This window comes from Segniliparus sp., assembly GCF_051660745.1.
GTDB lineage: Bacteria > Actinomycetota > Actinomycetes > Mycobacteriales > Mycobacteriaceae > Segniliparus.
The window spans coordinates 110,990-133,134 of record NZ_JBOFQF010000017.1; the positions used below are offsets into that span (position 1 = coordinate 110,990).

General features: G+C 65.3%; 18 protein-coding genes. 6 read left to right on the forward strand and 12 right to left on the reverse strand.

Annotated features, from left to right (window positions below):
* Window positions 1-42 precede the first annotated feature (42 nt).
* From ACRC20_RS04875 to ACRC20_RS04900, 6 genes are all read right to left on the reverse strand, one after another.
* Window positions 43-1,335: a phthiocerol/phthiodiolone dimycocerosyl transferase family protein gene (locus ACRC20_RS04875; protein WP_438685217.1), complete on the reverse strand. Its 1,293-nt coding sequence runs from the start codon at window positions 1,333-1,335 to the stop codon at window positions 43-45.
* On the reverse strand, window positions 1,335-1,619 hold the full coding sequence (locus tag ACRC20_RS04880) for a hypothetical protein (RefSeq protein WP_438685218.1): 285 nt from the start codon (window positions 1,617-1,619) through the stop codon (window positions 1,335-1,337). The genes ACRC20_RS04875 and ACRC20_RS04880 overlap by 1 nt, the downstream gene beginning before the upstream one ends.
* The gene (locus tag ACRC20_RS04885; RefSeq protein ID WP_438685219.1) at window positions 1,609-2,361 is read right to left on the reverse strand and encodes an SDR family NAD(P)-dependent oxidoreductase; all 753 of its coding nucleotides are present in this window, start codon (window positions 2,359-2,361) and stop codon (window positions 1,609-1,611) included. Before ACRC20_RS04885 ends, ACRC20_RS04880 begins: the two co-directional genes overlap by 11 nt.
* Window positions 2,358-3,641 carry an amidase family protein gene (locus ACRC20_RS04890; protein WP_438685220.1) on the reverse strand — a complete coding sequence of 428 codons (1,284 nt, stop codon included), beginning with the start codon at window positions 3,639-3,641 and terminating at the stop codon, window positions 2,358-2,360. The genes ACRC20_RS04885 and ACRC20_RS04890 overlap by 4 nt, the downstream gene beginning before the upstream one ends.
* A 161-nt stretch (window positions 3,642-3,802) precedes the next feature.
* Window positions 3,803-4,978: a 3-deoxy-7-phosphoheptulonate synthase gene (locus tag ACRC20_RS04895; protein WP_438685221.1), complete on the reverse strand. Its 1,176-nt coding sequence runs from the start codon at window positions 4,976-4,978 to the stop codon at window positions 3,803-3,805.
* Between the two features lie 291 nt (window positions 4,979-5,269).
* Window positions 5,270-6,439, reverse strand: coding sequence for a hypothetical protein (locus ACRC20_RS04900; RefSeq protein WP_438685222.1), 1,170 nt, complete (start codon window positions 6,437-6,439; stop codon window positions 5,270-5,272).
* 328 nt (window positions 6,440-6,767) lie between these two features.
* Here ACRC20_RS04900 and ACRC20_RS04905 point away from each other — a divergent pair, with 328 nt between their 5' ends.
* Together ACRC20_RS04905 and ACRC20_RS04910 are read left to right on the forward strand one after the other, a co-directional pair.
* Window positions 6,768-7,754 (forward strand): hypothetical protein, encoded by a 987-nt coding sequence (locus ACRC20_RS04905; protein WP_438685223.1) that lies wholly within the window; start codon window positions 6,768-6,770, stop codon window positions 7,752-7,754.
* Window positions 7,751-9,145, forward strand: a complete 1,395-nt coding sequence (locus ACRC20_RS04910; RefSeq protein WP_438685224.1) for a purine-cytosine permease family protein — start codon at window positions 7,751-7,753, stop codon at window positions 9,143-9,145. The genes ACRC20_RS04905 and ACRC20_RS04910 overlap by 4 nt, the downstream gene beginning before the upstream one ends.
* On the opposite strand, the gene ACRC20_RS04915 is transcribed toward ACRC20_RS04910, so the two are convergent.
* The 4 genes from ACRC20_RS04915 to ACRC20_RS04930 all read right to left on the reverse strand — a co-directional run bounded on the left by ACRC20_RS04915 (window position 9,099) and on the right by ACRC20_RS04930 (window position 13,302).
* Window positions 9,099-9,827 (reverse strand): class I SAM-dependent methyltransferase, encoded by a 729-nt coding sequence (locus tag ACRC20_RS04915; protein ID WP_438685225.1) that lies wholly within the window; start codon window positions 9,825-9,827, stop codon window positions 9,099-9,101. The two genes, ACRC20_RS04910 and ACRC20_RS04915, sit on opposite strands and share 47 nt — an antisense overlap.
* 250 nt (window positions 9,828-10,077) lie before the next feature.
* Complete coding sequence (locus ACRC20_RS04920; RefSeq protein ID WP_438685226.1) at window positions 10,078-10,383, reverse strand: growth/differentiation factor; 306 nt, start codon at window positions 10,381-10,383, stop codon at window positions 10,078-10,080.
* 15 nt (window positions 10,384-10,398) lie between these two features.
* Window positions 10,399-11,727, reverse strand: coding sequence for a TFIIB-type zinc ribbon-containing protein (locus ACRC20_RS04925; RefSeq protein ID WP_438685227.1), 1,329 nt, complete (start codon window positions 11,725-11,727; stop codon window positions 10,399-10,401).
* 213 nt (window positions 11,728-11,940) lie between these two features.
* The gene (locus ACRC20_RS04930; protein ID WP_438685228.1) at window positions 11,941-13,302 is read right to left on the reverse strand and encodes an SPFH domain-containing protein; all 1,362 of its coding nucleotides are present in this window, start codon (window positions 13,300-13,302) and stop codon (window positions 11,941-11,943) included.
* A 495-nt stretch (window positions 13,303-13,797) separates the two neighbouring features.
* Between ACRC20_RS04930 and ACRC20_RS04935 the strand changes: the two genes are divergently transcribed.
* The 3 genes from ACRC20_RS04935 to ACRC20_RS04945 all read left to right on the forward strand — a co-directional run bounded on the left by ACRC20_RS04935 (window position 13,798) and on the right by ACRC20_RS04945 (window position 18,175).
* Window positions 13,798-16,668: a hypothetical protein gene (locus ACRC20_RS04935; protein ID WP_438685229.1), complete on the forward strand. Its 2,871-nt coding sequence runs from the start codon at window positions 13,798-13,800 to the stop codon at window positions 16,666-16,668.
* On the forward strand, window positions 16,665-17,528 hold the full coding sequence (locus tag ACRC20_RS04940) for a hypothetical protein (protein ID WP_438685230.1): 864 nt from the start codon (window positions 16,665-16,667) through the stop codon (window positions 17,526-17,528). Before ACRC20_RS04935 ends, ACRC20_RS04940 begins: the two co-directional genes overlap by 4 nt.
* Window positions 17,529-17,620: 92 nt before the next feature.
* Complete coding sequence (locus ACRC20_RS04945; protein WP_438685231.1) at window positions 17,621-18,175, forward strand: RBBP9/YdeN family alpha/beta hydrolase; 555 nt, start codon at window positions 17,621-17,623, stop codon at window positions 18,173-18,175.
* 50 nt (window positions 18,176-18,225) lie between these two features.
* Here ACRC20_RS04945 and ACRC20_RS04950 read toward each other — a convergent pair whose 3' ends face one another.
* Window positions 18,226-19,416, reverse strand: a complete 1,191-nt coding sequence (locus ACRC20_RS04950; RefSeq protein WP_438685232.1) for a glycoside hydrolase family 6 protein — start codon at window positions 19,414-19,416, stop codon at window positions 18,226-18,228.
* A complete protein-coding gene (locus ACRC20_RS04955) occupies window positions 19,326-20,342 on the reverse strand; it encodes an o-succinylbenzoate synthase (protein WP_438685233.1) in 1,017 nt (338 codons plus the stop codon). The genes ACRC20_RS04950 and ACRC20_RS04955 overlap by 91 nt, the downstream gene beginning before the upstream one ends.
* Window positions 20,343-20,732: 390 nt before the next feature.
* Between ACRC20_RS04955 and ACRC20_RS04960 the strand changes: the two genes are divergently transcribed.
* Window positions 20,733-22,112, forward strand: coding sequence for a DEAD/DEAH box helicase (locus tag ACRC20_RS04960; RefSeq protein ID WP_438685234.1), 1,380 nt, complete (start codon window positions 20,733-20,735; stop codon window positions 22,110-22,112).
* Window positions 22,113-22,145: the final 33 nt, after the last annotated feature.

The following is a 22,145-nucleotide window of genomic DNA, read 5'->3' on the forward strand; positions in this document are numbered from 1 at the left end:
GTCGCGAGCTGACGGTACCATTATACTGCCTTCCCAGGGTTCTCAATCGACGTGCTGGTATAGTGACGGCACTAACGAGGCGAGTGCGTATTGATGAAGAAGTGATTCGATCTGTTTGATCTGATTTTGGGTCCAGCTGGCGTCGAACATCTCGACGCCATGGAACAGATCGACTCGCAGGCGGCCATTGTATGACGAGGCGTACCCCATGTTTCCGTACACACTGCACAGGCCAACTCCGCCAGGGTTGCTGAGATCCATTTCGTTCCAGAAGGAGAAATCGTCGACCGTGAGTCCCGCCGGGGTCGGGAACGGCGCGATCGCGCCGAGGTTCGAGAGCATCATCGGCGCAGGCAAGGCCGATTCGGTGGTCGCGGCGCCGATGCTGCTTCGCTGAACAGCTCCTGAGGCGAGGCCTGAACCGATGTCACTGAGCACACGCTCGGCGACCAACAGCAGGTCGTCGGCGTCGGCAGCAGGCAAGGCCGTCGTCGCGAATCCTAGTGTGTAGGTTCCCTCTGGCGCACGGACGGTTGGAGTCATATGCGGCCGGACATCGATGACCGATGTGAGCGCGATGCTGTGCGAGCCATCGCTGTAGCGCGCGAGCGCGGTGAGCGCGCATGCTGCGAGAATGCCGTGCACGGAAGTCGAATCCCGTGCGCACCGATCAAGCAAGGCGGCTGTCGTCGCGCGGCACAGCGAGAATTGGCCGTGCCGCAACCCGCTCAGGGCTTCCACGAGATGTTTCTTCACGCCCGCCGGATGCGTTCGGGCAGGCATCGGGCATGGCGGACCCAGCGGCGTCGCGTGCTCTTTCAGCAGCTCCTCAAGGGGACGGGCCGTCGTCGGCGATTCGGCGACCGGGTCGGTTGGCCTTCGAGGATCGGATTCGACTAGATCGCAGTAGATCTCCCAGATGCGCCGCAAGGCATAGACCCCGAGCCGTCCATCGGCGATCGAGTGCCGCATGAGCAGCGAGACCACGTGGCCGTTGCGGCCGGTGGCCACCTCCAGCGCCGCTGCGGCGTCCAGATCGTCAAGGGTGCGGTGTGCGGTGAGGTTGCCGCCCTGCGGCGGGATATCTGTGCAGACCACCAACCCGGCTCGATCAATATCCGGGTAGAACGCGTATCGGTCGTTGGCGTCCTGAGCTAGTCGAACTGCGCCGGCCAGCCCTGGATTCTCTTGGCAAACCAGGCGCCAGGCTCGTTGCAAGGCGTCGATGTCAAGGTTGCCGGAGCAGTGCGCGGCAAACCGGATTGTGTTGCGCGCAGGCGCGCTCACACTTTCCGACGGGGTCAGCAGTCGGCTCGGTCGAGCGCGAAGAGCCATCAGCATGCTCCCTCGATCAGCTCGCTGTGGCCGGATGCCGTCCTGGGGCGGATATCGCGCAGCGTCTCGTCGGAACCGCTCGAGTCTGGTTCTCCGAACGCTATGTCGCGCTCGATACTGTTGGACAGCAATGAAGAGCAAGTCAAACGATTCATCACGACAACCTCCTCGCTACCCGTCGAGGCGTTGAAATGCCAGCGTGTCATCTCACGGATACACACGCCAGCCTGCGCTCGACCGGCGGCTGTCGGCGCAACCTCATCGTAGACAGCGTCATACGCCATGATTGGAGCCTCCGTTGATTTGCAGAATCTGGGAAGTCAGGTAAGCCCCCTCGGCGGAGCAGAGGAAGTAGCCCGCATTGGCGATGTCTTCGGGGCGGCCTGCACGGCCCAACGCTGTCTGTCGGATGAGCATCGTCCGCCGGGTATCAGCAAGTCGATCTCCGAAGAACTCGGTCTCGTCGACGAATCCGGGCGCAATCGCATTGACATTAATGCCGCGCGCGCCCACTCGTCCGGCGAGCGTGTGAATATAGGAATGCAGGGCCGCCTTGGCCGCTCCGTATGCGCCGGTTCCGCCAGACCCACGGTATGCAGCAATGGAGCTGAACAGCACAATGCTGCTGTTATCGCGCAGCACCGGCAGCAGTCCTTCGACAGAGATCGCGGCCGTCATGACATTGGAACGGAGCGCCCCCTCCCATTCCTTGGCGATCTGCACGAGCGAGTCGCCCTCCGTCTGCGGCGCCGAACCGGCACAGCAGACCAGGCCGTCCACTCCGTCCCACCGCCGCCGGATTTCGTCGGCCAGCGCAGTCACGCCGTCAGGATCTGCGGCGTCGGTTGCATGAACGTAGGTCGCGGCTCCTGGTTTGGCCTGGCCGATCTGGTCGGCGACCTCCTTCAGCCGCTCCTCCCGCCTGCCAACCAGGATGACTCGGTCCCCAGCCACAGCGAAGCGGCGGGCGGTGGCGGCTCCGATGCCTGAGCCTGCTCCGGTGACGACTATCGTTCGATCCTTCACAGCGGTCGCCTCTGCTCCTCGGCGGCGATCCGCGCGGCCAGTGCCAGCAACGCCCGCTCCGTGTAGCGGGGCCCCATGAGCTGCATTCCCGTCCCGTCGGAGTCCGGGGTGGTGACCACCGGCCAGCCCAGGACACTGGCGATCGGGGCATAGCCTGCGAGTTGATTCGCGTGACGGTCGCTGATATCGGGGAACAGCATTGGCCACTTGGAAAGCTCTTGTGGGGTGGGCAGTTCGAACGGGTACGCCGGCATCGCGACGCAATCGGCTCCGGATGCGCGCAGCCGCGCGTCCATGTCGGCGCGCATCTGCGCCAGGTCGTCTTTGAGCGCTCGCATCTCGTCGGACGGCAGCCGCCTGCCCGCGTCGAGCACGGACTCCACATCGGCCCCGAGCGGACCGAGATCAACTGCTCTGGAATCGAGATTGGCGGCCGCCTCGAAGGCGCACAATTGCCACGATGCGAGCCGATACTCCCACACGCTGCCGAGCCGGATCTCGATGATCTCGATGCCCAAACGTTCGGCTTGACGCGCGAACATATCGTAGCCGGACCGAATGCGGGGGGCACAGGCTGGATCATCGAAGATCTCGGTCGCAACCGCGACACGGGTCATGCATGATCCGGAGCGAGGCGGGACTATACCGAAATAGTCCAACGCGCAGTCCAGGTCGTCGGCAGTGCGCGCGAACCATCCGATGGCGTCGAAAGTCGGGGATATCGGCAGAACACCGTCAAGCAGGTCTGGATCGTGAGTGAGGCGCAGGCCGACCACATTGTTGGCGATCGCCGGGATGCGCACCGAGCCTAGGGAATCTGTGCCCAGAGCGAGATCACAGATGCCCGTGGCGACGGCAACGGCGCTTCCAGTGCTCGATGCGCCTGCCCACCTGCTCGGGCCGTCGCGATGGATCACTCCGGCATCGCGCCCGAGGGTGAGTTCGGTCAGCTGTGTCTTGCAGATGACGCTGGCGCTCACCTGTCCGTTGATCGCGGCCGCCGAGCGCTGCGGGTATTCCCTAAAACGTCGGGTCCCGTGTCGAGTCGCGAACGGCGCGCAATGCACATTGTCCTTGACTCCGACCCGCACGAGCGGTCGGCGATGCGGATGCATCTCGGCTGAGACGCGGTGCGCCCGGTCGGCCTCTCGTGCCCACTGCGCGCCTTGCGCCGCGTACTGCGCCGCCCATCCGGCGTCATTCGCGGCACGCTGCAGGCGCTGCCGCAGTGAACCGTGGAGCAGGCCAGGCCTGCCGTCGATCACTGCCGTTGCTGTCATCAAAACTCCTCTCGTAGCGATATGTCAGTGGCGGGGGGGGGGGGGACTAGCCCCACTGCTCGTGCCCTGGCCGCCACCGCGGCGAGTGCGGCGTGATCACAACACCAGCCCGTCCGGGGAACTGGGAACAGGCCATGGCTGCGCCTCCTTCGGGCTGTTGATTAGGAACCGGCGGTCTCGAGGCATGGCCCGAGCGGCGCATCGGTTCCAATGCGGGCTTGGCGGTCGCGGGAGTTTTCGCGACGGCGGCGGACTGACGCCGCCAGATCCTGGAGCACGGCAGCGGTGTTTTCCCACCCCATGCAGGCGTCTGTGACGCTCTGGCCGAAGACGAGCTCTCCGGGGCCGAGCTCCTGGCGGCCTGCCACGAGGAAGCTTTCCAGCATCACGCCCCGGATGGTGGTGTCGCCTTGGGCGACTTGTTCGCCGATTTCCCTGGCAACGAGGGCCTGTCGTTCGTGATCCTTGCCGCTATTGCCGTGGCTTGCGTCGATGACGAGCCTCGCAGGCAGTCCTGCGGCCGCCAATGCGTCTTCGGCGTCGCGGATATTGAAGGGGAGGTAATTCGGCCCTTTCGAGGAGCCGCGGAGCACGAGATGGCAGTCGGGGTTTCCGCTCGTGTGCAGTGTGGCTGCCGCGCCGTGGGGGCCTGGCGCGACATAGGCGTGCGGCTGGGCCGCGAAGCGTATGGCGTCCAGTGCGACTTTGACTGATCCGGTCACACTGTTTTTCATCCCTATGGGCATCGGCAGGCCGCTCGCCATCTGTCGATGCACTTGGCTCTCGACAGTGCGTGCCCCGATGGCTCCCCACGAGACCAGGTCGGCCAAATAATGAGGGGTCACAGGGCTGAGCCACTCCGTCGCGATCGCGAGCCCTTGTTCGGCGACTTGCAGCATCAGCGCCCGTGCGGCGTACAGGCCCTGGCTGAGGTTCAAATTGCCGTCGAGCGCCGGATCGGCGAGCAATCCGGTCCAGCCGGCAACAGTCCGAGGTTTTTCCACGTAGACGCGTGCGACGACCACGAGGTCCTCTGACAGGCTACGGGCCAGCGCGCCGAGCGATTCCATATACACGAGCCCGGCCTTCGCATCGTGGATCGAGCAGGGCCCGACCACAACGAGCAATCGGTCGTCGGCTCCGGTGAGCACGCCCTGGACCTCGACGCGGCCATCGCGCACTGTGCGAGCTCCGGATTCAGTGAGGGGCAATTCGCTCAGCAGCTGCTCGGGGCTGATCACAGCGCGTATCTGATGCTGTCCACCGATCCTATGCGGTGAGAATTGGCAGATTTTTTCTTCTCTGGTCTTCTGAGTCAGAATCTCAACGCTTTGCATGGATCTCACTCCTTCCGTTTTCTATGCTGTTTGTTGCTGCGCCGGTTGTTCCGAAAATTTTTCCTAAATATTTGCGGTCAACCATGAACGATGCGCTGCGCGGGAGTCGCCCTTGTCTCATGGTGGCGGGCTTGGTTCGTGGACTCGCGGGCTTGGTTCGTGATGAGGGTTGATATAAGTAAGCGCGGTTTTCGGCGAAGTGGTTCGATAGGTCCGTGTCGGCTGTTCTCGATATCTCTATCTGGATTTTCGACGCAGTCCCGGGGCGCGGCAGTGCGGGAATTCACCGCCTCAGGCGCTCTTCCTCTCTTCGGCTGTCTCTGCCAGCTCTGCTTGGGCAATGATATCGCGCATTATCCACCCAGCTTGAAACCTGCTTTGCACCCCGAAGTCGCTGTAGATATCTGCAATATATTTGCGACACGTCCGAACGGCAATGCCGAGGCGTTTGGCCACCACCTCGTCTTTGCAGCCTGTGGCGAGCAGTTTTATTATAGCGATCTTCATATCTTGGGAAAGCGATTCAGGCATCTTCTTGCTGCCGCTGGCCCCCTGGAACACTTCGCTGCCGCTCCAAGCGTTCTCGGCCGTGCAGGCGATGAAGCCGAGGAGCGTGTCGTGGCGCACGATGTGCGCCTTCTTCGTTTCTCGCAAGCTATCGAGCAAAAGGGCCTCCGTGCTGTCGAAAATCGCCAACGCGTGCAGGGGGGAGGCTGTTGTGCGCACTTCGCCGCCCGATGCGGTGATCTGATCCGCGAGATCTCTGGCTTCTGCGTCGTAGCGCGATGTATGGGGGAACAGCACCCGGACTCTCGCGCGTTTCGATAGGATCCTCGTGCTGCTCGCAATCATATGTTGGGCCATAGTGGAGGCTTCCCTCCACGAGGGCGACATGACGAGGATGTCCTGTGCGTGACGAGCGCTGGTCACAGCGAGCGCGTCTGACACGTAGTCCCCGTCCGTGACTGTGACGATGGAGTCGATTCCCTCATAATCCGCTCGGCTGGCGCTCGGAAGCGTGATCGCGTCAAGCTGTGCCTGAAGATCGTTCAGCTGGGCCTGCCATGCTGCGATAGTATCGGACAAGGGCCTTGTTCGGCGTAGCCTGAGCACCTCCGGATGTATCGCTACGCAGATGTGCTGGCGCCCTGCGTCGGGCGTGGCCAGCAGTTCTGCTTTTTGTAAGGCTACGAGTGCCTGCTGGACCTGGTTCGCGCTCCATTTGAAATCTGCTGAAAGCTGCTCACGAGTTCGACCCCCGGTGGCGACGAGGTGTTCGTAAGCTTTTATCTCGTTTTCTTCCAAATCGAGATATATTGCCGTCGTTGAGTTCTCGTAGTGGTGCGACGCCGTATCAGGTGGTGAATTGCGGCCCGCGAGCGAATATTCGAGCCCCGTGGATCGCGCAACTGTCGATGCTTCAGGTTTGCAGATGTTTAAGTCAGTTATTTTTTTAACCATTCAAACCTCCCCGGTGTGTCATCTGTGAGTTTTGAAAATTTCTGCATCAGTCACGTTGCGGAACAAAGTAAAGCAAAGCCGCGTGTTCTCCTTGCTTGTGTTTTGTTGCCTGCATCTAGTAGTTTATAGAGCGGTCTTGCGTTTTCCAACATAAATTTTACTGAGCGCAATCTGCTTGCGTGCAAGCAATATCTCTTGACAAGAGATGCTTGAGCATGGTAAGTATGCCCCTGGCCGTGTGTGCTGAGTTTCTTTTCCGTTAACTGGAGGGGTCGTGGCTGTTACATTAGCCGATTTGGCGGGACGCTCAGGACTTTCTGCTGCCGACGTGGCGTTTTTGGCGGGAGTGGAGGAGAGCACGGTGGGCAGGCTCTGGGCGGCGGAGGACTGGTTGGACCGGATTAAGGGCAAGACGCTTCAGTCGCTTGTGGCCATCCTGCCGGGCGTGGCGGAGTATATGGTGAGTGACGCGCTGAAGCGCAGGCGGCGGCAACTTGTCGATGCGCTGGGGGAGGTCGGCCTACATGTGGACCCGATGTCATTCCGGCGTTTGGTCGCGGCGGAGAAAGTCCCGGAACAGGTCCTCGCGAACACTTTAAGCGCGGCGCTCTATGTTATGAGGGGAGACGCCCAAGAAGCAGCCAGGCATTTGGCTCGATTCTGGAATCGGTCACATGACCGCGCCTTGGGGTGCTTATGGAAAGACTATGGGTCTGGCGGGGTTTTCACGGACCCCGGCCCCCTGATCGAGGCTTCCTCGGAGCTCGTTTTGAAGCTGGCGGAGAGCGGCAACTCCTATCACGCGATGCTTGGGCACGCCACTTTGGCGCATCATATAGCGAAGGCGACGGGGCATCGGGTGTTCGCGCCGGATCCGAAGCAGTTGAGCCGTCGTACAGTCATGTCGTTTCGAAGCATGGTCATCGGGCGTATTATCCAAACCGGCGACCTTGCAGAGGTAAGGCATTACGGCCAGATGACGAGCCGGAACACGTTGCTCGGCATGGTGGAGCGCTGGTCGTTCCCCACCTACAACCGGGATGCGACGGCGACCACTGATTTCTCGTTGCCAGGGTCGGTCCTTCTGCGCAATACGGCGGTTGAGCTGTTGGGCGATCTCGGCACCCCCAACGAGGCGTACTTCTTCTACCTGGTTGCGGTGGCCGTGCCGCTCATGCTCCAGTACGATCCGACTTTGGGGCTGAAAGCCTCGCAGGTGGGTGCGGCAGTGGTGACAAGAATGGAGACTTGCGTCTCTCCGGTCGTGAGACAGGCCGGTGCGACGCTGTTAGGAGCTTTGCCGAGATCAGCATGACCTTCTCCCAGCAGATGCTTGAGCATCACGGGGTCGAGCAGATCCCGCTTCGGGCGCGCTCGGGATCCTTGCGCTCTCAATCGTGGTTGTGGGCGGCGGCGAACCTCAATCCGTTCGTCATCGCCTACGGCTTTTTCGCTGCGGAGTTCGGGTTGTCGTGGCAGTGGGCGGCGGTCGCGGTCGTTGTTGGCTGTGCTGTGGGCTACGGCCTGCTCGGCTTGGTCGCGGTCGTGGGGGCGAGAGGCGGGCGGCCGACTATGGCGCTGAGCCAGTCGGTTTTCGGGCGCACAGGCAACTTTCTTCCAGGCGCGGCGAGCTGCCTGGCGCTCTTGGGTTGGAGCGCGGTGAACCTGGTGCTGGCGGTCCTTGCCGCTGTTTCGCTGTACGAAGAGAGGGCAGGCTTCGAGGCGGGGGGTCGTGCTCGGCTTGTGTGTTTCGCCGCAGTCGCCCCGGTGGTTCTCATGATCGCGTTTTTCGGGTACCGGTTGCTGATGGCCGTGCAGCGGTGGATCGCCCTCTTGGCTTTCACGGTGGTCGCGGGTTATGCGGTTCTCACCGCGCATCTGGTCCATCTCCCGGAAAGCTCTGCCGCGCCGGGGCTGGCGGCGCTGACGGGCGGGGCGGTGTTCGCGCTTGCTGCCGGGGGGTTGGCGTGGGTGATGGCAGGCGCGGACTACAGCCGGTATTTGCCCGCGTCGGCGAAGGCGTCGAGCGTCGCGGGTTGGACGGCGCTTGGGGGAGGGCTGCCTGCGGCGCTGCTGATGTTGTACGGGGTGTTGCTGTGCGCGTCACGCCCCGAGCTCGTCGCAGGTTTGGGCCAGGACCCTGTCGGCGCGCTCGCGAGCCTCGTCCCGCCGTGGTCCGCCGCAGTTTTTCTGTCCGTGACCGCCGTCGGGTTCATGAGCAACGCGGCGATCAACCTCTACTCCTCGGGCTTGAGCCTGCTCGCGCTCGGCGTCCGGCTGCGCAGGCCGGTGGCGGTCGTGGCCAACGGGGCGCTCGTCCTGGCCGCCGCAGGGTACGTGGTGTTCGTGTCGCCGGGATTCTCCGTGGCGTTCGAATCATTCCTCGACATCCTCGGGGTGCCGATCGCCGCATGGTGTGCGGTGTTCCTCTCGGAATTCGCGCGGGGAAGCGAGTGGTCTATGCCCGCTTGTCCGGCCCGGGCCACAGGGAACACCGGAGCCGTGGTGCTTGCGAGCCTCGTGGGGTTTGGGCTCATCACCTCGCGTGACCCCGTGCTCAGGCCGATCCTCGGCTGGTTGTTCACCGAGCACGCCAAACAGTCGGGTTGGGGTGCGGCGAACGTTGGCGTGCCGGTCGCGTTCGTCCTGGCTTGGGCGCTCAGTCGAGTTTTCTCGCCTCGATCAGAAGGAACTTCGGCGCGGTGAAGCGCTCCTGCCACCACGGGTCCAGCATCTGTTCCGTCGAGGGGCGCGGCTCCTTCAGCCCGGTGATCGCGAACCCGGCTTCGGCGAGCAGCGCGCTGTAGGACTCCAACGGGCGGACCCAGTAGACCACTGGCGCGGGCGATCTCGTCCCGTCGACCTCGAAGCACCGAGAAGCCCGGTAGTTGGCGAAGTAATCCTCCACGTCGCCCCCCTGGTGCGTGAAGCAGGGGTGCAGCATCAACACGACAATCTTGCCTTCAGGCCGTAGGACGCGGGCCGCCTCGGAGAATGCCGGAGCGGGGTTCTCGAGATCGTTGACCACGTGGTTGAGCACGACGATGTCGAAGCTCGCCGCGAACTCCGTGGGCAGGTCGCCTGCGTTCGCGACCAGATGCTCCACGGCGATCCGGCGTTGAGCCGCCTCTTGCCGGGCGGCCTCGACCAGCTCCACGGCAGTGTCCACGCCCACGACCTGCGCGCCCCGTTCGGCGAGGAGCCGTGAGAGGTACCCTTCGCCGCAGCCCGCGTCGAGCACGCGCAGCCCCGCGAGCGGGCCGACGAGGGAGAGCACCGCCGCGTCCGTGAGCTCCGTCCGGTATCGGTCCCGCCTCCGGCGGATGATGTCGACCCAGAACGCCGCGTTCTGCGAATAGCTGCTCGCGCCCAGCGCCTGGTTCGTCAAAAAATCCTCCGGATTGAGTTAAAGGGCTTGCGACCGGCCACCCGTGCCTCGGGCATGCCAGCCGTAAGTTGCTGGGGTCTTGGCCGCATAGCGTACCCTTTGTCGCCCCCGAACTCCACCGATCCGAACTCAGGCCGCGCACCGAGAAACACGCAGTTCGCGCACGGGTTCTCACGTTTTATCGGTTCGCAACCGCGATGCGCGTCTCTAAATCGCTAGGATCGTGTCTCTGTCGCACGCCCCACACGCGCTACCCGCGCACCTCGCGTTCGTTCCTGCCGGACATCTTCGGGTCCGAAGCCCCCGTCACGTGGTCCACGTGGTGGTCGCCGCTTTGCAAATTGGCGACCTCGGAGGCGGTCTCCGTCTCGTGGTGGTGCCGCTTGTCGGTGTTGCGGTAGCGCGTGTACATGAACATGTAGAAGGCAGGCCCGCCGAGCAGGCACACCAAGCCGTACCACTTGCTGTTGTCGCTGGACGACGAGTGGGACGAGTGGGATTGGGCCACGACGAGATCTGTCATGGCCGACAGGTGGCTCAAGACCAAGGAACCCATGCTTGCCTCCTTCTCTCAGAACATCAGATACGACGCGAGCGCGCCGAAGGCCGAGCAGACTTCGACCACGCCGGACATGACCCAAAGGCGCCACATGTTGAGCGGCACCGAGCCCATGGTCTCGCCGGTGCGCCCGTTGACGGCGATGTAGTGCAGGAGCTCGTTCCCGTTGCTCTTGCGCTCGTAGTAGCTGTAAAGCCAGACGGGCAGGTAGGCGGAGATCCAGCGCTCGCCGCGCACGTCGATGTCCTGCTGGCCCCAGCGCACGCCTCGGTCGTAGAAGCCGAGCGTCTCGGCGGCGCGGAAACGCCCGATGTCTTGCGCTTGCAGACGTGCTTCGTCGAACATCGAGTCGATGTCGAGATCGCGTCGCTGCGAAGTGAATCCCGAGAGGTAGTTCGGGTCGTAGCGCACCGCGTTCTTCGTGTCGAACGGCATGATCGAGTTGATGATGTTGTTCGTGTTGCGATCGGTGTGGAAGTCGCGCTTGTCGGCCGCCGACTCGATCGTGAGGTCGTCGATGTAGAGGTCGAATTTGCGGGCCACCTGGAACACGTCGTAGTCGTAGCGCGTCTCCGACCGCTCGTTGTCTCCGCTGCCGACGCGAACCGAGTAGGAGCTGGTCGTGTGCTCGCCGTATCCGGTGAACTCGAGCTCGGCGTTGAAATCGACGATGAGATAAGGCAGGTAGACGCCCACGACGTTTTCGGGGGCGAACTGCGCGATGAACTTCCGGTTCGCGAAGAACTTGCGCTTGCTGGCGAATTCGGAGATCCGGCGGACCGCTTCTGCTTGTGGGAGCGCGAAGGGCAGCACGACGTCGGGCACGGCGCCGTTCTGGATCTGCTGGTTGATGGAGAGTTTGTTGCGGCACCAGTGGCAGCGCGCCTGCACGGCATGGGCGGTGTCGATCGACACTTCTGCGCCGCAGGCGTTGCATTTGAAGCTGACGACCTGGTCGACCCCCGGCACGACATTCCCCGACCCGGAACCGATCTGACGTCCGCGCAGCTCGCTGATGGGCGAGTTGAGATTGAACACTTCGGCGGCGTTCTGCCCGCTCCACGAGAACCGGCAGAACCGGCACACGAGGTTGCTGCTCTTGATGTCGAGAGCGATGTCTGTGGAGCCGCAGCGCGGGCATTTGTTGAGCCCGTCGCCGCGTTCTGAGCCGGTCTGGATGACTTGCGGCCCGTCGTGGCTCTCGTAGGTCACTTGCGGCGCTTCGCCGGGGGCGTACCCCGCGTTGTTCTCCGCGTCGCGCGTGTGCCGCACGTCGTCCCACGTGGTTCCTTGGAACGATTCCGCAGGCGTCTCTTGGGCGGCTTGGTCTGGCGGGATCAAGCCTGCGGTTTGGGCTCCGCCTTGGGGCGGTGGCGGTGGCGGTGGCGGGTACGCGCCTTGGGGCGGTGGCGGTGGCGGGTACGCGCCTTGGGGCGGTGGCTGCGGCGGGTAGTTGGCTTGGGGCGGCGGGTAGCCTGCTGGCGGGTATCCGCCTTGGGGCGGCGGGTACGCGCCTGGCCAGTTGCCACTGTTGTGCGGGCCTGTCATTGCGGACTAGAGCCCGAGCGCCTTGGCCTTGGCGGCGTCGTAATCGGCCTGTGTGATGAGGCCCTGGTCGAGCATGTTCTTGTACTGCGCGAGCTTGGCCACGGGGTCTTCGCTGGCAGGCGCTTGCTGCTGTTGCGGGGAGTCCTGTGCGGGTGCGCCTTGCTGGGGGTAGCCCTGGGCGGGTGCGCCTTGCTGCGGGTAGCCCTGTTGCGGGTAACCCTGGGGGTAGCCTTGTTGCGGGTAGCCCTGCGGGTAGCCTTGCTGCGGGTAGCCCTGGGGGTAGCCTTGTTGCGGGTAGCCCTGTTGCGGCGGCACCTGCTGATACGGCGTCGGTCCGGCGGGTTGCTGCAGGCCGCCCACTGCGCCGCCTGCCGCGTTCAGGCCCATGCCCATCATCGCGATGCCCGGAGCCCCGCCGCCGGACTCGCCCGCGGCCTGGAAGCCGCGTGCGACCGACTGCTGCAGGAAGGAGTTGCCGCGCGAGCCGCTCAATGCGTCAGCCTTCTTGACGTCGGACAGCAGCGCGCGGGTGTCCTCGTCGTACTCGATGGACGCGATCGCCACGTTGACGATGGTGATGCCGCGAGCGCTCTGCCAGTGGTAGCCGTTTTCGACGGCGGCCGAGAGCGACTGGGCGAAGCCGAGCGAGTCGCCCTGGATGCGGGCCATCCGGTTGCCCTTGCTCGGGTCGTTCGTGTAGTGCGAGAACGCGGGCGCGAGCGAGGACACGACCTCGTTGAAGAGCTGGGTGGCGGCGTCGTTCTCGAAATCTGTGAAGTCGAAGACCGCGCCGCCCGGCTGCAGGTACGTGAGGGGGACGAACTGCGCGGCGAAGAGGATCGGGTCGAGGATGCGCATCGTGTAGGTGCCGCGGGTGATCGCGCCGACCTGGGCGCCGAGATAGGCGTCGTCCCAGTAGATCTCCGACTGCGTGCCGAAGCGGTTGTTCGGGATCTCGCGCAGGTTGACGTAGAACACCAGTTGTTGGCTGCCGGGCTGGCCGCCGAACTTGAAACGCTCCCACGACTGTTTGATCAGCGGGCTGACGATACCGTCGCCCGCGAAAATCGACTGCGAGTTGACATCGTTGGAACGCCACTCGTAGCCGCCGGGCTGGGCGATGAAGCCAGTGATCTTGCCGTCCTGGAAGGTGAGCAGCCCAGTGCCCTCGGGGACGACGATCTTCGAGCCGTTGCTGATGATGTTCGACGACCCGTGGACGTTGGACCCCCGGCCCGCGTTTTGGCCGGAGGGCACACCGGGGAAGATCGCCGACGTCGGAGCGACCTGTGGCGGGACGATGAAATCTTTCCACTGGTCGGCCAAGGTTCCGCCGATCGCGCCTGCGAACGCCTGAATGAATCCCACTTTTCCGCTCCTTAGCCTTTCGGGCGACCCGAGAGTGGTCCCCAGACCGCCAAGTATATGGGGTGGCGGGTTTATCGGGTTTATATGGGGTGGCGGGTTCTGGCGCGCGTGGGCCTTCGCTGGGGGACGGTCTGATGATTGCGAGCCTGCTCCGGTCGCGCTATGATCATGAGAGCCCCGTTCTGGGGTTTCGAACTGAATTTCTTTCGGACCTTCGCCCGATCCGCTCCCCGAAAGGCTTGCCCGCCGAAAGGCTTGCCCGCCGAAAGGCTTGCCCGCCGAAAGGCTTGCCCGGGAAATGGCGACGCGAAGACCGCGAACCTCATCAATGATGTATCTGCTCTTCCGCAGTGAGCCGCAGTTCCAGGACGACCTGATCGAGCTCGGGCACATCGCCTGACTTGCCGCATTCCTGTCAGCCACGCGCGAGCGCAGGAAGCGCCGCCGCCCGACATTTTCGGCATGCAGTGGACGAGGAGTCGAGGAGGAAACCTCATGACCACCGTCAAACGGATCACCGATCTGTCCGACTACACCACCGTGCTGCCCTATGCCAGCGAGCTGTTCGGCATTTACCAGCCGCTGCTGGGCTGGAAGTCCAAGCGCATCGCCAAGCGGGTCGCGGACGGCTACCAGGCGGACAAGAGATCGCTCATGGACCGGCTCACCCGCCGATTCGCCGCCGTCGTCGACATCCGGTACGGCGAGGGCGAGCGCGTCAGCATCGCGCTCAAGCCGGGAGTGCTCCAGGGCGTCAAGCAAAGAGCCCACGACAGCGTGCTGCTGGACACGCTGGCGGCAGACCTCCCCGCCGCTGTCGTGCCCGGCCCGGACGTGTGGGCGCAGAAGATCACGCCGACGCGGGTCGAAGCCGTGCTCGGCAAAGACGTCGTCGCGGCGTACACGTCCGCGTACCGGGAGATCCGCAAGGCCGACGGCGGCGACGCGGGCGAGCGGTCGCGGGGGGCGGCATCGGCGCTGGACAGGAAGAACGCGCAGACTGCCGCGTTCGAGCACCAGCTCCAACGCGAGTCCGCGCTGGCGGGGCTCCTGCTCAAGCTTGTCGCGGAGAAGGACTTCGCGGCGCTGGCCGCGCTCTTCTACGCTCCGAGGGACAACATCGAGGAAGCCGAAGACCTCATCCGGCGCGCGAACGCGGCCGACGGCGCGGACGCTCTGCTGAGCATCGGGAACTTCGACCCCCAGGACCGCGTGGGCATCAAGAGCGTGGTGCTCTCGCCCATCAGCGTCGTGCACCTGTTCCGGCAGTATTTCTTCGAGCTGGACACGTTCCTCGGGACGCCCGTCAGCCACGTGTGGCTCAGCCCTGGGTCCAGCGTCGAGCTCGTCGAGGTGCAGACCCGCAGGACGACGGTGGAGCGGACCCTGCAGACGGTGCTGGACACGATACAGAAATCGGAGTCCGCCACGACCGACCGCGACGAGATCTCCGACGCCCTCAAAGAGGACAACAGCCAAGACATCAAGTTCGGCGCGAGCGTCAAAGCGTCCTACGGCCCCATCGAGGCGACGTCCAGTTTCGACTACAACAATTCGCAGAAGCTGGCCCGCGAGGCGACGCACAAGCAGATGCGGGAGAAGACGAGCAAGCTCTCCTCGGAGATCCGCAAGAATTTCACGTCGACGTTCAAGCAGGTCACCGAGTTCACCGACGTCTCAAGCGTCAAGCATGTGATGGCCAACACCGGCAGCGGCCTGATCAACTACGAGCTGCGCCGGAAGATGCGCCAGGTCGGGGTCCAGGTGCAGGACATCGGCACGTACCTGTGCTGGCAGACCTATGTCGACGATCCCGGCAAGACCCTCGGCCTGGCGAGCCTGCTGCATATCGCCAAACCTGCGGACCTGGACGGCATCCCCCACCCGGAGGAGATCCCGCTGCTGCAACCCTTCGCCGACGAGCGGATCGTGACGATCCCGTTCATCTCGATCGAGGGCACCGACGCCGACAACGAGGGCGAGGTCTACGTCGACGGCGTGGAAGCCGACAACTCCGAGTGGTTCGGGACCCTTGAGAAGATCCAGTCTGATTTCCTGCAGGAGTTCGTCGCGGCCAAGGCCAACTACGAGCTGACTGGCGTCGAGTTCGACTCGCAGGGCAAACCGGTGACCGCGTCCCGGAAGGGCCCGATCGCCAACTCCGGCGAGAAGGCGAGTTTCGTCCTGCATCTGAATTCTGCGGATTTCCAAGGCCAGAACAGCCTGACGCTCAAACTCGTCCTGCACTGGTCTCCGCGAGCTGGGGCCAACAGCGACATCGTCGCCAAGAACGAAGCGAATCTGGCGAGCTTCAAAGCCGCTGAAAAGGCCGCCTACGAGCGGGCCTATGTCGAGTCCGTCAAGGAGCGGGTGACGCTGGCGAGCCAGATCACCACGCGAAGCAGCGACGACCTCCGCGAGGAGGAGCGGATTGTGGTGTATCGAACGCTCGTCCAGGACATGCTGCTCAAGGGTGTCGAGCTGCCCGACGACCGGACCAGGCACGTCGCAGCCGAGCTGTTGAACTCCATTTTCGACGTCGACAAGATGCTGTATTTTGTGGCGCCGGAGTGGTGGCGGCCCCGGTTGCACCGCAGCAGCCAGCAACTCGGCCAGGCCTCGGGCCCGCCGCACGATCGAGCCGCGCTCCTTGGCGCCGACATCCGGCCCGCGCTGCGCCAAGGGCTGCTCGCGCACACGTTCAACGCGAACACGAATGCAGCGCCCCCGACGTCCAGCGCGGCGCGAGTCGGCTGGGGCGGCGTCGACGATCCGGCCAGGGACAACTATTTGATCACCGAGTCCTCGGACCCGGCCAAACTGGGAAGCTCGTTGGGCTGGCTGCTGCAGCTCGACGGCGACAATATGCGCAACGCGTTCCTCAACGCGCCGTGGGTGAAGGCGGTCATCCCGGTGCGGCCGGGCCGGGAAGCGGCGGCCATCGACTGGCTCAAAGGCGTGGAGGGCATGAACGGGATCACCGACGACGTGCTGTACCACACCGACAATCCCGCCGAGGTGGACGTGGACGGGCAGCCCCTCGACGGCCAGAAGATGATCGACGTGCTGATGGACCTCGCCGAGAAGGTTCGGCGCAAGTACCAAGAGGGCATCCAGACCGGGACGTTCCCCAAGCCAGGGGAGGTCGCCGACCCGCAGCTGGTGGACGACGAGAACACCGTCACGGCGACGCCGATCGACCGGGTGTACGAGCATGGCTTCTTCCCGCTGCAGGGGAGCTTCCGGGCCGACGTCGCCGGGAACTACGAGATCTTCGACCAATGGGTCGAGATCCTGCCGACCGACCAGATCGTGCCCGTCGAGGTGAAGTACGACCCGCGCAGCGGGCGCATGATCGTGGAGTGACGATCATGGGCAAGCGCGAGATACGGATCAGTATCTTCTACACGGACCTGTACGTCTGGGACTTCATGCGGCGCAAAGCGTTCCTCGAAAGCTTCCTGAAGCAGGCGAACGACTTTTACGGGAAGTACAAGCTCCGGATCGACCCGTTCCCGTTCCCGTGGGACTACACGCTGTACAAGAATGCCTTCGTCCTCTCGACGGGCAAGGGCTTCCAGCCCGACGTGAACCAGGACCAGCTCGCCGCCGACATGAGGGCGGACACTGCGGACCGGGCGGCGCTCCAACAGAAGCTCGCGGATCCCAACCTTACCGTCGGCGAGCGGGCGGAACTCGTTCGACAGGGACAGGAGCTGGACAAACGGGCCCAAGGGCGGATCTGGCAGGGCAGCACGTCCAACGGGGAGTACGACCTGCGCCTCGCCCTCGGAAAGCGTTTCGCGAGCGACAAGACGCTCAAGAGCCGCGAGGCCGAGTTCCGGAAGACGCCGCGACTGGTCATCGTGTTCTGCGAGTTCGTCTCGCTGCAAGTCCACTCGCAAACCAGTTTGGACGCGATAGGCATGTACATCGACGCGCTGAGCCAGTCGGAGAGGAAGCGGTATGCGGCGTACAAGAAGCCGGTCCCCGCCTTCGAGCAGTCGTTCGTGATCATCGATATCTCGGGGGCCTCGTGGCACACGCTGGCCCATGAGATCGCCCACGGCAACGGCCACGCGCACCCGACGTCCTCGTACGGCGGCTATTACGACGGACCGCAAGAATCGATTTACAACTACTTCTCCAGCGGGATGGACCCGTCCAAGGTCGTCCTCGAGGACGCAGACCTCAAGTCCCTGGAGAACGCGTACTTCGTGAGATGAGCCCACGCGCGGGCGCGGGCGACAGGTTTGCGCGCGCCGAAACCCGCATCCCGTTAATATCGAATACCAGTCCACCTCACGAAAGGACGCGAGTGCGTATTTTTATCGTCCACGGGTACAGCGCCGGGGCCGGCGATCATTGGTTCCCCTGGCTCGCCGACGAGCTCCGGAGCAAAGGCCACGAGGTCGAAGTCGTCGGTCTGCCCACGCCTGCCGAGCCGGTCCGGGAGGAATGGGAAAAGGCCCTCGCCTCCCGCGTCGGCCCGGTCGGAGCCGACACGGCCTTCGTCACCCACAGCCTCGGGACGATCACCGTGCTGCGCTACCTCGCGAGCCTCCAAACGCCGTGGCGGGCGGGCGGGCTGGTCCTGGTCTCCGGGTTCACCGGACCGCTCGAAGCGCTCCCGCAATTGGACGAGTATTTGGCCGAGGACCTCGACCCGGCTCCGTTGCGCGACCGCCTCGGCGCGGTCAGCGCCATCTATTCGGACAACGACGAGTACGTCCCGCCCTCGGCCACCCGGAAACTCGCCGAAGCGCTGGGCGCGGCGAGCACTGTTGTCCCCGGCGCGGGGCACTTCCTCGGCGCGGACGGGCACACCGCGCTTCCCGAGGCGCTCGAAGCCGTCCTTGCCATTGCCCGCTGAGCCGGGCCTGGGCCTTCGAGGTTTGCTAGCGCCTGCCCGCGCGGCGGCTCTTACCGGCCCGCGTTGTGGACCAGGTCGATGGCGTACTGGTCGACGAAGGTCCCGGCTCGGGGCTCTCCTCGGCTGCACGCGCCGTCGGACTCGCCCGGGCGTTTGATCCAGAGGTAGGCGTCGGCGTGCTCGCCCGCCGTGTCGGTGGTGGGCTGGGCTCCGAGCGCCCGGCCGTTGGGGTTGCACCAGCTGAGCGGGGAGTCGGGCGCAGGCCCGACGCCGTTGCGCCCGGTGTCGATCACGTAGTGCGAGCCGCCGGTGAGGGCCGAGACCGCTTCGCCGTAGTCGACCTCCTCGTCGGTGGTGAAGAAGTTCGAGGTGTTGAGGCTGAAACCCCGCGCGTGGTCGACGCCGACCGCGTTGAGCCGGGAGGCGATCTCCTCGGCGCCAAGCCAGCGGGAGTTGCCGCCGTCGATGTACACGGCCGCAGCCGGGTCGCGGTTCAGCGCGTCGACGGCGTAGCGGATCAAGCCGAAGCGCTCCTGGCGCTGGTCGGGAGACAGGCAGTCGGCCATGTCGAGCGCGTCGGGCTCGAGGACGATCGCGACGGGCGAAGAGCCCAGGCTGGCCGCGATGCCGTCGATCCACGCCCGGTAGTCCGCTCCTGTCGCGAACCCGCCCGCGGCGAAGCTCCCGCAGTCTCGGTGCGGGATCGCGTAGATCGCCAGGACGGGCATGTTGCCAGCGGCCTGGGCCCCGTTGAGGTAGCCGTTGACCACCGACGAGGAGACGGCCTCGTCGATCCAGAACGCCTGCGGCGTGTTGGCGATGGCAGTCAGCTCCGTGCTCGCCGGATTGGCGTTGGCGGCGCGCAACGCCGCCGACGTGGGATTCACGTAGAGGGAGGCGCCTGCGAGGGGATTGCCCCCGTCGGCCAGGCGCAGCGACGGCTCGGGACCGTCCTGCGCAGCGCCGTCCTGGGCGGTGTTGTCTTGCGCAGCGTTGTCCTGCGCCGGATCGGCGGCGCAATCCGCGCTCGCGACGGCCACGAGGGCCACGAATGGGGAGATCCACCGCGCGACTGCGCCAACGGCTGAGGAAACCACGCTGAAAAGCATAGGGCCACAAGGCGGGAAGCGCGAATCAAGATGGTGTTCTCTCACATGGCGGCAGCCGCGTTGTGGAGGCGGAGGACGCGGTCGAGGCGCTCGGCCCACCACTGGCGGCGCTGCGGGTCGCGCATGTCCCATCGTTCGAGGAGGGCAGGGTCGGGGACCGGGCGGTCGGCGTGGGCGGCGACGCGGCCGCCTCGGGGGTTGCGGTCGTCCTCGGGTTGGAGGAGGTCGCCGGTGAGGAGGGAGCCGGTGCCGAAGCCACAGGCGTAGGGGAGCTCGGGGAGGCTGGCGGCGAGGGCGATTTGGGCGGCGAGCCCGACAGAGGTCTCGACGGCGCTGGAGACGACGACGGGCAGGCCTGCGGCGTGGGCGATCTCCAAGGAGCGCCGCACGCCGCCGAGTGGGGTGCATTTGAGCATGGCGATGTCGGCGGCGCCTGCTTTGGCGACGGCGAGAGGGTCTTCGGCCCGGCGGATGGACTCGTCGGCGCAGATCGGCACGTCGGTCTTCTTGCGCACCTCGGCGAGTTCCTCGATGGTCCAGCAGGGTTGCTCGACGTATTGGAGGCCGCCTGCGGCTTTGTCGAGGAGGGGGAGGTGTTTGAGGGCGGTGTCGACGTCCCATTTGCCGTTGACGTCGATGCGGACGTGCCCACGGGGTCCGAGGGCGTCGCGAACGGCTTCGACGCGGGCGACGTCCTCGGCGAGGGAGTCGGGGTGGTCGGCGACTTTGATCTTGGCGGTGCCGGATCCGGCTTCCCTGGCGCGCCGGTTGGCCTCGTCGGGGCCGACGGCGGGGATGATCGAGTTCACCTGGATCGAGTCGCGGACGGGAGCGGGCCAGTCTTGGAAGGCGGCTTCGAGTGCGGTGCGCAGCCAGGGGAGGGCCTCGTGGTCGTCGTAGTCGCCGAAGGCGCAGAACTCGCCCCAGCCCGATGGCCCCCGGAGCAGGACGCCCTCGCGGACGACAATGCCCCGGAACTTGACGTTCATGGGGACCGAGAAGAAGCGGACATCGGTGAGATCCGAGCGGGAAACGGGCAGCTCGCTGATCGGGGTCATGGTCGCTCCTTCATGCGGTGGCGGTGGTCCGGCGTGTCGAGTCGTCAGGTCGAGCGTAATGTTCGGACGCCTCGCGCCGCCATTCGGAGCGAGTGCCGCGAGGCTGACCTGCGCTTGCGGCTGCGCCAACAGACCGAGGGCAGCGCCGGGGTTTCTGCGCCTCGACTGCGCCCGGCGGGCGCGGACCGCATGTTGTGATAAGGTTTCAGGGTATCCAGACCGGGCGGTAGCGGCGTGTGTCGGGCGTGAGGGAACTCTTTTCCACGCCGATGCGAGATTCGCGCCAACGAGCAGCGAGAGATCGAGGGCTTCCATGTCCTTGGCCTCCGCGCCTGCGCTCCGCCGTTTTAGACCACCGTTTTGTCCATCACTTTTGAAAGCAGCACACGTATGTCCAACCCCACTTTTGCCGACTTAGGCCTTTCCCAGCCGCTCGTCCAGACCTTGGCGCGCCAAGGGGTCACCGAGCCGTTCCCCATCCAGGCCGCGGCGTTGCCCCCGGCGCTCGCAGGCCGGGACGTCCTCGGCCGTGGCCCGACCGGCTCGGGGAAGACACTGACCTTCGGCCTGCCGATGCTCGCCCGCCTCACGGGTGGGAAGAGCGCCCCCCGCAAGCCTCGGGGCCTCGTCCTCGTTCCGACCCGGGAGCTCGCGGCGCAGGTCGCGGCCGCGCTCGCGCCGCTCGCCTCGGCGGTCGGGCTGCGGGTGACGAGCGTCGTCGGCGGGTTGTCCATGCAGCGCCAGTCCGACGAGCTCGCGCGGGGGGTCGACGTGCTCGTCGCGACTCCGGGCCGTCTCGCCGACCACATCGGGCAGCGCTCGGTCTTCCTCGACGAGGTGTCGATCACGGCATTGGACGAGGCCGACCAGATGGCGGACATGGGGTTCTTGCCGCAGGTCGTGAAGATCCTCGACCGGACCCCCGACACCGGGCAGCGCCTGTTGTTCTCGGCGACGTTGGACGGCCAGGTGGACAAGCTCGTCCGCCGCTACCTGAACGATCCCGAGACATGCTCGACGGCTCCGTCCTCGGCGAGCGTCTCGACGATGGAGCACCACATGTTCTTCGTCGGCCAGGAGGAGAAGAAGCAGGTCGTCGCCGAGATCGCGGCGCGCGAGGGGCGCACGATCCTGTTCGTGCGCACCAAGCACGGCGCGGACCGGCTCACCAAACAGCTCCGCGCGGTCGGGGTGGGCGCGGCGGCGATCCACGGCGGCAAGGCGCAGAACAACCGCACCCGCACGCTGGACGCCTTCAAGTCGGGCGAGATCTCGGTCCTCATCGCCACGAACGTTGCGGCGCGCGGCGTCCACATCGACGGCGTTGACCTGGTCGTGCACGTCGACCCGCCCGCAGATCCGAAGGACTACCTGCACCGCGCGGGCCGCACCGCGCGGGCGGGCGAGTCCGGCGTGGTGGTCACGCTGGTGACCCCTGCGGAGCGTCGTGACGCGGAGGCGATGGCGCGGGCCGCGGGCGTCGTCGTCAAGGGCGTGCCGGTCCGGTCGGGAGACGAGGAGCTCGTCCGCGTCAGCGGCGCGCGCCAACCGTCCGGAGTCGCGCTTGCGGCTGTCGCGGTGCCCGTCCCCCAGACACAGCCGCGCAAGCCCGCCCGAGCCCGCGCGGGCGGCAGGCCCGCCGCCGCGCGAGCGCACGGGCCGAAGCGCTCGGCCGAGGCTCAGACCGGCGGAGCGCACGCCGCAGGCCACTCGCATTCCGCCGCCAGCCACTCGCGCGCAGGCGCGCGGCGCTCGCGCACCGGGCGCTGAGCAGGCGGCTCATGGCCTGAGCCGCTGCCGCCC